This window comes from Paraburkholderia sp. (genome assembly GCF_026225065.1).
In the GTDB taxonomy this organism is placed as follows: Bacteria; Pseudomonadota; Gammaproteobacteria; order Burkholderiales; family Burkholderiaceae; genus Paraburkholderia.
In genome coordinates this window covers 24,909-35,880 of sequence record NZ_JAMFSB010000175.1, presented here as the reverse complement: position 1 = coordinate 35,880, position 10,972 = coordinate 24,909, and the positions used below count along the sequence as shown (strand labels likewise).

13 protein-coding genes are annotated in these 10,972 nt (G+C 62.2%); 5 read left to right on the top strand and 8 right to left on the bottom strand.

Going from position 1 to position 10,972, the window contains the following annotated elements; all coding sequences use genetic code 11:
* Positions 1–49: 49 nt before the first annotated feature.
* The 4 genes from M0954_RS13140 to M0954_RS13125 are packed head-to-tail and all read right to left on the bottom strand — an operon-like array spanning position 50 to position 4,021.
* Positions 50–376 (bottom strand): UxaA family hydrolase, encoded by a 327-nt coding sequence (locus tag M0954_RS13140; protein ID WP_074266667.1) that lies wholly within the window; start codon positions 374–376, stop codon positions 50–52.
* Between the two features lie 21 nt (positions 377–397).
* Complete coding sequence (locus M0954_RS13135) at positions 398–1,441, bottom strand: ABC transporter permease (protein WP_122157577.1); 1,044 nt, start codon at positions 1,439–1,441, stop codon at positions 398–400.
* Positions 1,431–2,963 carry a sugar ABC transporter ATP-binding protein gene (locus M0954_RS13130; RefSeq protein ID WP_297353650.1) on the bottom strand — a complete coding sequence of 511 codons (1,533 nt, stop codon included), beginning with the start codon at positions 2,961–2,963 and terminating at the stop codon, positions 1,431–1,433. Before M0954_RS13130 ends, M0954_RS13135 begins: the two co-directional genes overlap by 11 nt.
* Positions 2,964–2,971: 8 nt before the next feature.
* Positions 2,972–4,021: a sugar ABC transporter substrate-binding protein gene (locus tag M0954_RS13125; RefSeq protein ID WP_133893786.1), complete on the bottom strand. Its 1,050-nt coding sequence runs from the start codon at positions 4,019–4,021 to the stop codon at positions 2,972–2,974.
* A gap of 313 nt (positions 4,022–4,334) precedes the next feature.
* Here M0954_RS13125 and M0954_RS13120 point away from each other — a divergent pair, with 313 nt between their 5' ends.
* The 4 genes from M0954_RS13120 to M0954_RS13105 all read left to right on the top strand — a co-directional run bounded on the left by M0954_RS13120 (position 4,335) and on the right by M0954_RS13105 (position 6,836).
* Positions 4,335–5,123: an IclR family transcriptional regulator gene (locus M0954_RS13120; protein WP_122159396.1), complete on the top strand. Its 789-nt coding sequence runs from the start codon at positions 4,335–4,337 to the stop codon at positions 5,121–5,123.
* Between the two features lie 207 nt (positions 5,124–5,330).
* The gene (locus tag M0954_RS13115; protein WP_122159394.1) at positions 5,331–5,804 is read left to right on the top strand and encodes a hypothetical protein; all 474 of its coding nucleotides are present in this window, start codon (positions 5,331–5,333) and stop codon (positions 5,802–5,804) included.
* 102 nt (positions 5,805–5,906) lie between these two features.
* Complete coding sequence (locus M0954_RS13110) at positions 5,907–6,146, top strand: hypothetical protein (RefSeq protein WP_122159392.1); 240 nt, start codon at positions 5,907–5,909, stop codon at positions 6,144–6,146.
* 147 nt (positions 6,147–6,293) lie between these two features.
* Positions 6,294–6,836, top strand: coding sequence for a hypothetical protein (locus tag M0954_RS13105; RefSeq protein WP_122157574.1), 543 nt, complete (start codon positions 6,294–6,296; stop codon positions 6,834–6,836).
* A gap of 46 nt (positions 6,837–6,882) precedes the next feature.
* On the opposite strand, the gene M0954_RS13100 is transcribed toward M0954_RS13105, so the two are convergent.
* The 4 genes from M0954_RS13100 to M0954_RS13085 form a co-directional block, all read right to left on the bottom strand.
* Entirely contained in the window at positions 6,883–7,449 is a 567-nt protein-coding gene (locus M0954_RS13100; RefSeq protein ID WP_297353648.1) for a septal ring lytic transglycosylase RlpA family protein, read from the bottom strand.
* A 91-nt stretch (positions 7,450–7,540) separates the two neighbouring features.
* Positions 7,541–8,293 (bottom strand): peptidoglycan DD-metalloendopeptidase family protein, encoded by a 753-nt coding sequence (locus tag M0954_RS13095; protein WP_297353646.1) that lies wholly within the window; start codon positions 8,291–8,293, stop codon positions 7,541–7,543.
* A 46-nt stretch (positions 8,294–8,339) separates the two neighbouring features.
* A complete protein-coding gene (locus M0954_RS13090; RefSeq protein ID WP_122157571.1) occupies positions 8,340–8,573 on the bottom strand; it encodes a hypothetical protein in 234 nt (77 codons plus the stop codon).
* Positions 8,574–8,721: 148 nt separating this feature from the next.
* A complete protein-coding gene (locus tag M0954_RS13085; RefSeq protein ID WP_220795584.1) occupies positions 8,722–9,117 on the bottom strand; it encodes a hypothetical protein in 396 nt (131 codons plus the stop codon).
* Between the two features lie 263 nt (positions 9,118–9,380).
* Between M0954_RS13085 and M0954_RS13080 the strand changes: the two genes are divergently transcribed.
* Positions 9,381–10,940 carry a tetratricopeptide repeat protein gene (locus M0954_RS13080; protein ID WP_297353644.1) on the top strand — a complete coding sequence of 520 codons (1,560 nt, stop codon included), beginning with the start codon at positions 9,381–9,383 and terminating at the stop codon, positions 10,938–10,940.
* The last annotated feature ends 32 nt before the right edge of the window (positions 10,941–10,972 follow it).

Below are 10,972 nucleotides of genomic sequence, written 5' to 3'. Positions count from 1 at the left end.
TGCTTCGGAAGTGTCGGTCATGATCGTTCCAGCGCGGTATTGCACCGCATCAATGATGCACGAATTCGTGGCCTGCATCGTGCGTGTACGTCGGCAGGTAGTCGCTTTCGAGGTTATGAGTATGAAGGTGCTCGCCGCGCGCGACGGCTCCGGTCACGTGGCCGATGACCGCGCCGTAGCGCAGCACCTTGTCGTCTTTCGCCAGCGCGCCGCGTGCGACTTTGTGACCAAGCTCGATCGTCTTGGCGAGCGTGACGCGCTCTCCTTCGATCTCGAGCTCGGTGCCGGCTTCGAGCCGCGCCCCTGCAATCAGGCAGTTGTCCTGCGGACTTAGCAGGATCAGGCGGGCGTCGGTATGCGATGGGCTGCTCAAAATAGTCTCCGCAATGGGTCCGTTTTAGTTCTGGCCTTCGCCGCTCGCGAGGCGTGCCACCATCAGCGAGCCGAGAATGATGGCGCCGTAGATGGCCTGAATCCAGAACGACGGCACTTGTGCGAGCGTCAGCAGGTTCTGCACGACACCCAGCAATAGTACGCCGGATAGCGCGCCGAGCATCGTGCCCTTGCCGCCGTCGAGCGAAATGCCGCCGATCACCGCCGCCGCGAACACGGTAAAGATCATGCCGTTGCCCTGGTTCGCGTTGATCGCGCCGACGTAGCCGGTGACGATCAGGCCGCCAAGCGACGCCAGCACGCTGCCCAGCACGAAGACGCCCCAAGTAATGCGTTCGACGCGAATCCCGGCCGCGCGCGCCGCTTCTGGATTGCCGCCGATCGCATACAGCGCACGCCCGATACGATGGTAGCGCAGCATGAAAGCGGCGACCGCGAAGGCTACTGCGGCGAGCCATACGGACACAGGCAGCCCAAGCACGATCGTCGTGGCGAGGGTGAAGAATGACGGCGGCATATCGAACAACGTGCCGCCTTTGGTGGCGCCCACGAGCATGCCACGCAGCACAATCAGCATGGCCAGCGTGACGATGAACGCGTTGAGCCGTAAGCGCACCACCAGAAAGCCATTGATAAAACCGATCACCGCACCAACGACGAGAATCGCGAGCAAACCTGCCGCAGCCGGCCATTGCCAGCCAAAACCAGCGGACGCCGCCGGCATGACGAGCATGGCGCCGACAGCGGGTGCAATCCCCACCGTCGATTCGAGCGACAGGTCGAACTTGCCGGTCAGCACGATTAGCGATTCGGCCAGCACCACAAGCGCGAGCGCCGCGGAGGCGCCGAGCACGCTGATCAGATTCGCCTTGGTCAAGAAACTCGGGCTAACGAAAGCACCGATTACGAGCAGCAACGCGAGCGCGGGCAGCAACGCGAGGTCGCGCAGACGTGCGAACTCGATCCGCACCCGGCGGCTGCGCGCAGCTTGCGTGCCGGTCGAGCCTTGAGCCGCACCGAATGCAGGGCTGGGCACACTATTCTTCATGGAGACTGACTCCTTCAACGGATGCGATCAGGTCGTGGTCCTGCCAACCCGCGGGAAATTCGGCCGCGACGCGGCCGCGGAACATGACCAAGACGCGGTCACAGGTACGCAAGTCATCAAGTTCACCTGAGACCACGAGCACCGCCTTGCCTTCTTCACGCACGCGATCCACGACGGACAGCAGCGCTTCCTTCGATTTCACGTCGACGCCTGCCGTGGGGTCGATCAGGACGAGGACGTTCGGATCAGTCGCCAAGGCACGCGCCATCACGACCTTTTGCTGGTTGCCACCGGACAGGCCCGAGACAACGTGCTCAGGGCCAGGCGTCACGATGCCAAGCGCGTCGATCATCTTCTGGCCGAACGCGTTCTTCTTCGCGGGCGAGGCGAGGCCGAACTTGCCGAGCAGCCGCGTGATCGTCATCGAAGCGTTTTCCGCAACCGATTGCGTCAACACCAGGCCTTCCTGATGACGGTCTTTCGGCACGCAGCCGATACCGGCTGCCAGCGCCGCCGGCACATCGCCGCGCGGCAACGACTTGCCTGCCACACGGATGTCGCCACGGGTCGGCGAGCGCAATCCCGCGATCGCTTCCGCGACGCTGGTGCGTCCGCTGCTCGTCGCGCCGGTGAAACCGATCACCTCGCCACGTTTCACCGTGAACGACACGTCTTCGTAATCGACGCCGCCGAGACCCGCGACTTCCAGCGCCACTTTCGTATCGGCGGGCAGCGGGGCGCGTGCGGCGGCGTCGGCGACTGCAAGCCCGCCGCGCTCTCCGGTCATGGCTTCGATCAATTGCTCGCGCGGCAACGCGGAAACCGGCGCGCTGACGATATGCCGCGCATCGCGCAGCACCGTCACCGCCTGGCAGATCTCGTACACCTCTTGCAAATGGTGCGAGATAAACAGAAACGTCACGCCTTCGCGCTGCAACTCGGTGATGCGGCGAAACAGGCGTTTGATTTCATCGCCGTCAAGCTGGGCGGTCGGCTCGTCGAGAATGATGAAGCGCGCGCCATACGACAGCGCCCGCGCAATCTCCACCAGCTGGCGTGCCTCAACGCTCAGATCGCCCGCGCGCGCATCTTCGCGAACGTCGATCTTCCAGTGATCGAGCAGCTCACGCGCGTCGCGGCGCATGGCCTGCCAGTCGATCATGCCGCGCCGTTCCGGCTGACGGTTGATGAACAGATTCTCCGCGACGCTGAGATCGCGGATGATCGTCGAATGCTGATAGACGCAAGCCACTCGCTCACGCCATCCATCGCGGTCGGCGAGCGACGGCGCGGGCGCGCCGCCGAAGCGCACCTCGCCGCTGTCGGGCTTGCGCAGGCCGGTGAGAATCGACACCAGCGTCGATTTCCCGGCCCCGTTACGCCCGACGAGTGCATGCGACTCGCCAGGCATTACGCGGATGCTCACGTCGTTCAGTGCGGCGTACGAGCCGAAGCGCTTGGTGACTTCCAGCGCTTCGACCATCGCCTGGTCAGAGGCAGCCGCAACGCCAGGCGTGTGCATGGGCTCGCTCATTTGACGGTATTGCCCCACAGGTTCTTGTCGTCGACATTCGCCTTCGTCACGAGCGGCGCAGGCAATTGATCTTCCAGCATGCCAGGCGCGATCTGGATGATCGTGCTGCCGTGATCGGTCGGGCCCGGCTTGAAGGTCTGTCCGGCGAGCGCAGCCTTGATGTAGAACAGGCCATACTTCGCGTACAGGTCAGCTGGTTGCGAAACGGTGGCGTCGATCTCGCCCTTGCGGATCGCGTCGAACTCTTGCGGAATGCCGTCGTTGCTGACGATCACGACGTGTTTCGCATCGCCCACCGGAAACAGCATCTGCTTGCGGCGCAGGGTCTGCAAAGTCGGCGCCAGGTAGACCCCGCCCGCCTGCATATAGATCGCCTTCACGTCCGGGTTGGCGGTCAACAGGCTATCGAGCGCGGTGGCCGCTACGTCACCCTTCCACGCGGCCGGAATTTCCAGCAGCGACAGCGACGGGTAGTGCTTCAGGCATGTGCGAAACGCCTCCGAACGGTCACGTCCGTTTACCGACGCCAGATCGCCCTCGATCTGCACGACCTTGCCGGACTTCACATGCTCGCCGATGTACTTGCAGGCCATCTCGCCGTAAGCGTGATTGTCGGCGCGTACCACCATCGCGACCTTGCCTTGGGTCGGCGCGACGTCCACGGCCACCACTGGCACGTTCTTGGCGGACGCGGCGTCGAGCGCGCGGCTGATCGCGGCCGAATCCAGCGGCCCGACGACGATGCCCTTCGCACCCAGATTCAGGATGTTGTTCATGTCGGTGATCTGCTGTGCAGGGTCACCGTTGGAATTGACCGGCGCGAGGATGTCGAGGCCGCTCTGCTTCGCATAGACGGGCAGGTAGTTGTTGTACGACTGCCAGAACGGCGAGGTGAGCAGCGGCAGATCGAGGCCGATCTTGCCGGAATCGGCGGCGCGGGCGGCGCCACTCGTTACGAGGCCGGCCACGCATGCTGCGGCTACGCCGATTGATAGAGCACCACAAATGAAGCGATGGGCCGCACGCGGGCCTTTAGCGAATGTCATGTCTTGTCTCCTGATAGGTGTTGTCGAACTACCCCCGCCGCTCCGCTCAGCGGCCGGCGTATCGTCCTGCGCGTTCTTCGTTCTTATCGATATTGGCGTGTGTAAATTCACCAATGAACGTATTATTCATATATGCACCATGCGAAGTCAAGGAATGTCTGGCGTAAGAGCCGTCCGTACTTTCCCTGGCCGCACGCGCCAATTGCGCTCTACACTCACGCCCCAGATGACAATGAAACCTGCGCAGGTCCGCATGGGATCGGACTAGCGCGCTAAAGCTCGAACTCTGGTCGACACCGGGAACCCACTCATGATGGATGCGGAAGAAAGAGACGACGCCGACCGTTACCGGGCGCCCGCGCTGGACAAGGGCCTCGATATCCTCGAACTGCTCGCCGAGCAGAAAGATGGATTGACGCGCGCCGAGATCACCAAGCTGCTGGGACGCAACGCGAGTGAGATGTACCGGATGCTCGAGCGGCTGGTCGCCCGTCAATATGTGGTGCGCTCGGCTGCCGGTGACCGCTACTCGCTGAGCCTGAAGCTGTATGCGCTCGCGCATCGGCACCCGCCAATGAACCGGCTGATCTACGAAGCCCTGCCGCTAATGCAGCGTTTCTCAGACCGCGCGGAGCAGTCGTGTCACCTGGTGGTGTACGACCGCGGCAATCTACTGGTGATTGCGCAGGTCGACGGGCCGGGCACGTGGGGGATGTCGGTGCGGCTCGGTTCGCGGGTCGGGCTGATCGACACGGGCTCCGGCCGCGTCATGCTGGCCTTCCAGACCGCGGAGCAGCGCGCCCATATGCTCGCCGAGCATACGAAGGTGAAAGGCGAAGTGACGATCGACGAAGAAGCGCTCGAGACAACCTGCGAGCGGATCCGCGCAGCCGGGTTTTCGCAGAAAGACAGCCAGCAGATCTTCGGCGTCACGGACGTCACGTTCCCCATCCTGGGGCCGTCCGGGCAGGCGATCGCCGTGCTGACCTGTCCGTACCTGCGGCGCATCGACGAGTACGTCGCGCCGGAGCTCGACGCAGCGACCGCAATGCTCCGGGAAACGGTTGAGGCGCTGTCGATGTATCGCGAAGAAGCGAGCTAACAGCCGCTCTCCGCCGGCCTGGTCTTTCAATATTTGACAATCTCCGGGACGCGGCACGTCAGCCGAACACGGGGCTGGCGCGTTTTATCAGGGTCGCGCTTATGCGCGTACAAAAATCGCAGCATGCACGGCCCTTAAGCAGGCCGGATTGTCTGCGCCTCCCCGATGAACGCGGCGATGCCGCGGCAGGTCAACAGGATCAAAACGATGAAAAAGCTCATTCTCTCCATGGCCGCCGTGGCCAGCCTGTTCGCAGCGAGCGCCAGCTATGCGCAGGTTCCCGCGAGCGCGCCGAGCGGAACGACGGGCCTCTGCAAGGACGGCTCGTTCTATTCCGGTGCGACGAAGAAGGGTGCATGCAAGGGTCATAAAGGCGTGCAGACCTGGTACGGTGCAGCGTCGACCGCAGGCGCAGCTTCGGCTCCGGCAGCAGCACCGGCCATGGCGCCGGCGGCAGCCAGCAGCGCCAAAGCGGCCCCCTCCAAGGCGCCCGCAGCGGCCAGCACCGCCCAGGCAGCCCCTGGCGGCGGTCCCGGCCAGGTGTGGGTCAACACCAGCACGAAGGTCTACCACTGCCCGGGTGACAAGTACTACGGCAAGACCAAGCACGGCTCGTACATGAGCGAAGCTGACGCGAAGACCAAGGGCTACCGCGCTGACGCCGGCAAGGCCTGCCAGTAAATATTGACCGTCGTACAATCCTGCGTCCGCGCCCAACGGGCCGGACACAGGATCGGGTGTCTTTCGCCCTCACGTTTCATGCTTCACATCGATACATTCATCATGAAGAAATCGTTTTGCTCTCTCGTTTTGCTGGCTCTCTCCCTGGCGGGTTTCGCGGGTTCGGCTTCCGCGGCGGGCTGTCTGAAAGGCGCCGTAGTCGGCGGCGTCGCGGGTCATTATGCGGGCCATCACGCGGTGGTCGGCGCGGTTGGCGGATGTATTGTCGGGCACCATCTGGCGAAGAAAAAACAAGCTGAAGAGCGAGCGGCCGCTCAAGCGCAGGGCACCCCGATTCAATAAGGCGACGCGGCTCAGACACACGCAAGAGCGCGTGGAGCCTCGCTCTTGCGCCACGCCCACATGATTTGGGCACGCATGGTTTAGAATGGCGACCCTTTCAAAAATGTCGCCGCGCGGGCAACGGTCCGTGCGCGCTATCGATACCTCATGGCGAAACTTCTGACCGATTCCGAATTCCAGCGTTTTTCCGAACTCCAGCAGAAGCAGGCGAGCTTCACGATCACCAGCGAAGAAGCCGACGAACTGCGCGACATCGTGGCCCGCGCGCAGCAAAAGCGCGACGACCGCGCAGCGGCCATGCAGGCGATGGAAGCCTACATCCAGCAATTCGACATCAGCCCGGACGAGCTGTTTTCGCCGGAGCAGATCGGCGAAGCCGCACGCACCTACGGCCTGATTCCGGCCGCGAAAAAGGAGCGCGTGCTGCCGCCGTCGTTCACGTACAACGGCAAGCCGTACCAGTGGACGCGCGCGCTGCCTGACGACATCCGCGTGCCGCTGTTCGACGCGTTCAAGGCGGGTGAATCCGTAAAGGACTTCATCGCGACGCCGAAGGACGCCGCTCGCTGCGCGGCAACGATTGCACGCCTCGAACGCGAGACGGGCGCAGTGTATGCGCAGGCGTGGCTCGAAGAGTTGTCAGTGTCACGCGTCCAGGTGGACGAGGCGGCAGGCAAACTGCCGGCTTGAGCAGGCTTGCGTTGACGCCGCCGCCGGATGTAGCCGCCACCCGGCGTTAAGATCCGGCTTCCTGACTTCCGACGCGCTCGATTCTGACGATCAGGAGGCCCGCCTGCGGCAGATCGAGAGCCGCCGCGGCGGCATAGGACAGGTCGATTACCCGGCCGCGCGCATACGGTCCACGGTCATTGATACGCACGATCACCGAGCGCGCGCTCTTCACGGCGGTTACGCGAACATAGGACCCCATCGGCAGCGTCCTGTGTGCCGCCGTCAATGCATGCAAGTCGTAGTGCTCACCGCTCGCCGTACGGCGTCCCTGAAACCTGTTTGCGTACCAGGACGCAAAGCCAGATTCAAGGAACGACGGCGCGTCGCCGATCTCGTCCTGAGCTGGCGAGGTCTCGGCCTGCGCGCCCTCCTGTTCCGTCGGCGTGGGTAAGAGCGACGCGCCCGTCTCAAGCGACGTCGTGGCCGTTACAGTTCCGGGTATTTCCTCGCGTGCCGTCTCAAGGTTCGCTGCCCCAGTTACAACAGGCTGCTGTACGCAACCGGCCATTAACGCCAAAGACAACAGAACGCCAAGCTTTCGATATAAATGAGTTTTCAAAAAGGTGCGCATGATGAGAACGACGTCAACAACGCCGGTTCAGCGCGAGACGATCAAGTGATAATGCAAGCGGTCAGCTATTGCCGACGCCGAACCCAACCCGCTAACCGGGGCTGTTCGGCAGGTAAGCGAGCGGATCGACCGGCTTACCGTCTTTGCGGACTTCGAACTTGAGGGACGCATTGCCGTTCGCGTCCGCTCCCATCTCGGCGATGGTCTGCCCTTGCTTGACGACGGCGCCTTCCGCGACCAGCAACTTGCTGTTACTGCCGTACGCGGTGACGAAATGGCCGTCGTGCTTGATGACGATCAACCGGCCATAGGCCTTGATGCGCGCTCCCGCGTACACCACGCGCCCATCTCCGGCAGCCCTGACGGGATCGCCCACTCGGCCACCAAGGTCGACGCCCTTCGATCGGTCAGCGACGAATTTCGCGCTGACAGGACCGGAAACCGGCCATTTGAAACGGGCCACCTCAGCGGGTGATCCAGATGCGGTGTTGGGTTTCGCGCCTGGCGCGGATTTAGAACCGACGCTTGGCGGTGGCGCTACGCGCAGCAACTGACCAGCAGAAACCGCATCGGTCGCCGCCATGTTGTTCCAGAGCGCAACCGATGCCAGATCGCGCCCGAACGACTTCGCAATACTCACCAATGTATCGCCTGCATTGACCCGGTAAAAGCCCGCTTCGACCGGCAACAGTGCATCTATCGCCGTCGACGAAGACGCGTGGGCCTCAGTCTCAACGGCATCAGGCGACGAGACCGGCCGAGGCCGGGTTGCGCAACCTGTAACCGTGATCAGCGCGGCGCAGAGCAGCAAGAGGCGCCAGCGAGATTGAGCGCACGAGTACATTTGTGTTTCCTGATTGACGAAGCGCGGACGCGGACCGAACCTGGCCTTACGGCTTCATGGCCGCAGCGGAAGCAGGCGTCGCTGCGGACGCCTCGGCCGCTTCCGAGGCGTGGTGCTTATGATTTTTGTGATGCTTGTGGTGATGCTTCACAGCGGACGCTGCCTCAGCCGGCGCAGCGGTCTGCTCCTGTGCGGGCGCGGCGACGGGTGCGGATGCCTGTGCGAACGCGCCCAGCGAAAACAACCCAGCGAGAGCGGCGATAGTAATCTGCTTGTTCATCGTTAGTCCTTCCTGAAAAAATTCACGGTTGAGTGTGCGACCTGGTAACGGTCGTGTGTTTAACGGCTCCCTGCGGAAGCCGTTGACTCACTCGCGATTTAATTTGGAATCCTTGACGATTCTTTGCAACTTTGCACGAAAGATCAACTCAGGACCCAATGATCGTGATCGCCCATGCAAACGCGCAACCTGCTGGCGCGCCAATCAAACGTCCTAGCGCGCTCGCTTTGGTGAATTCACCAATCCGGCATTCGATGCCGCCCTTCAGGATGCCCTGGTGGCGCAAAAGCGGTTCGACGGTGCAAACGACGGTCGCGACAAACCATGCAATTCCTTCGCGGCCCAACAGATGATCTGGATCGATGAGATTGGTTAGTTGAAGCACGAAGATCGAAACGGCACTGAAGAGAAACGCGAACAGCAGTGATTTGATAAATTGATCGGAGTCAGCGAAGTTATCCATTGGCGTATCGGTCCAAATATATCGTGGTGTGCTCAGCGATTCGTACTTGCCCGTTGCGCAGCGAACGAGGTGTGCATTCACGCCGTGACCCGGCCACACGAAGCTGCGATTGCATCGCTGAAGGAAGTAGAAAAATATATCGGAAGTGAGTGCCGCAAACACTCGGAGGATTCTCAAAGGGACGACATAACAAACCGACGCGCAACGCCATGACTTCGGAATCAACCTCCCGTCGTTTCGCATCAGAGGTTTCGGAACGGTCCTACAGATTCGCGGCCCCACAGCGAGGACAATTCTGCGTTCGATAGAACGCACGCGTCCTCGCGTGTGTCGCCGCAGCCATCATGACAAACCTCTCCCAGTCGCCGTCTGACCACATTCCAACCTGGTATGGCGAGGCCCAAGAAGCACGCAATGCTGGTGATATCGCTACGGCGCAAGCGGCCGTCGAGCGAATCCTCGAGCACGATCCGGGACGTCCCGGTGCCCTTTACTTGTGTGGACTATTGGCGCTCGACTCGAACCAGTTCGAAGCTGCGCAAAGCTGGCTCGAGCGTGCGATTGACGCACATCCCCATCCGGACTTCTATACGACGCTGTGCGTGATTCAAATCAAGTTGAACGCGTACGCCTGTGCGCTGCGAACGGCGCGGCAAGGCCTCGTGTTCGAGCCCAGCTCGATCAAGCTGCGCTACTACGAAGCAGGGACATTGTTTGTACAGGGGTTGCTCGACGACGCAGCCATCAGCTATCGCCATCTGCTCGAACTCGATCCGGATAACGTGCAAGCGCGCACCAATCTGGCGGTGGTCACGAAGGGGCTGGGTGGATTGGACGAGGCCGAGCAACATCTGCGGCATGCCATCGCGCTGGTGCCAGACTCTCTCAGCGCTCGCGCCCATCTGGGCCCGGTCTTGCTGGCCATGGGACGTTATGAAGAAGCTTGGCCATGGTATGAAGACCGCTGGGCCAATTTCGTAGGCGCCGATGGACGCGCTTCTCCCGAAGCACGTCCGCGATTGCCGCTGCCGCAATGGAAAGGCGAGCGTCCTGAATCCGCCATTCGTGAGGATGAAGCCAGCGCACGCGGGGCACGTCTGCTGGTCATTCCTGAGCAAGGTCATGGCGACAGCCTGCAGTTTGTGCGGTATCTGCCACTGGCGCTCGAGCGCTTTTCGCAAGTAGGCTACATATGCCCGCCCTCCTTGCGCCGCCTCTACGAAGAGTCGCTTTGTTCGCGATGGCCCGGCCTCGTCATGCTAGATGACGGAGCCTCCAGCGTCGACGAATGGGACTGGTACTGTCCCATGATGTCGCTACCCATGGCATTCGGCACCCGCCTCGACAATATCCCCGCTGCCATACCTTATCTCCATGCTGATGCCGAACGCGCCGCCGTGTGGCGCGCCAAACTCACAGCGCTCGCTAACCCCACACTGCCGCGAGTCGGCGTGGTCTGGGCGGGCGGCCACACCGGCTTGATGGAAGACAAAGTGCGCAGCCTGACGCCTGCGCAAATTGCGCCGTTGCTTACGTTGTCAGAAGTCCATTGGATCAGTTTGCAAAAGACGGATGACCCCGAGAAGCGCGCTGACGCCTTCGGTCAGCGAACGCTCATTGACTGGATGGACGAAGTCACCGATTTCGCAGATACCGCTGCGCTGATTGAGAACCTCGATCTGGTGATCGCCGTCGATACGTCTGTGGCCCATCTGGCCGCAGCGATGGGCAAGCCGGTCTGGCTGCTGAATCGCTTTGCCGGCTGCTGGCGCTGGCTGCACGACCGGGACGACAGCCCCTGGTATCCCACCGTGCGTCTTTTCAACCAGCAGCAGCGGGGGAACTGGGACGAAGTGCTGACGCGTGTTGCCACAGCTTTGCAGCAGCGGTTCGGAGGAGCATAGAGCGGCCCCCCATCAGAGCAAGCCGCCCGTTC

Bases quoted from the DNA above. Each gene is read 5' to 3' on its own strand.
- M0954_RS13125 (WP_133893786.1), bottom strand. From the start codon at position 4,021: ATGACATTCGCTAAAGGCCCGCGTGCGGCCCATCGCTTCATTTGTGGT.
- M0954_RS13135 (WP_122157577.1), bottom strand. From the start codon at position 1,441: ATGAAGAATAGTGTGCCCAGCCCTGCATTCGGTGCGGCTCAAGGCTCG.
- M0954_RS13105 (WP_122157574.1), top strand. From the start codon at position 6,294: ATGGCGAAACTTCTGACCGATTCCGAATTCCAGCGTTTTTCCGAACTC.
- M0954_RS13110 (WP_122159392.1), top strand. From the start codon at position 5,907: ATGAAGAAATCGTTTTGCTCTCTCGTTTTGCTGGCTCTCTCCCTGGCG.
- M0954_RS13115 (WP_122159394.1), top strand. From the start codon at position 5,331: ATGAAAAAGCTCATTCTCTCCATGGCCGCCGTGGCCAGCCTGTTCGCA.
- M0954_RS13130 (WP_297353650.1), bottom strand. From the start codon at position 2,963: ATGCACACGCCTGGCGTTGCGGCTGCCTCTGACCAGGCGATGGTCGAA.
- M0954_RS13100 (WP_297353648.1), bottom strand. From the start codon at position 7,449: ATGCGCACCTTTTTGAAAACTCATTTATATCGAAAGCTTGGCGTTCTG.
- M0954_RS13095 (WP_297353646.1), bottom strand. From the start codon at position 8,293: ATGTACTCGTGCGCTCAATCTCGCTGGCGCCTCTTGCTGCTCTGCGCC.
- M0954_RS13090 (WP_122157571.1), bottom strand. From the start codon at position 8,573: ATGAACAAGCAGATTACTATCGCCGCTCTCGCTGGGTTGTTTTCGCTG.
- M0954_RS13080 (WP_297353644.1), top strand. From the start codon at position 9,381: ATGACAAACCTCTCCCAGTCGCCGTCTGACCACATTCCAACCTGGTAT.
- M0954_RS13120 (WP_122159396.1), top strand. From the start codon at position 4,335: ATGGATGCGGAAGAAAGAGACGACGCCGACCGTTACCGGGCGCCCGCG.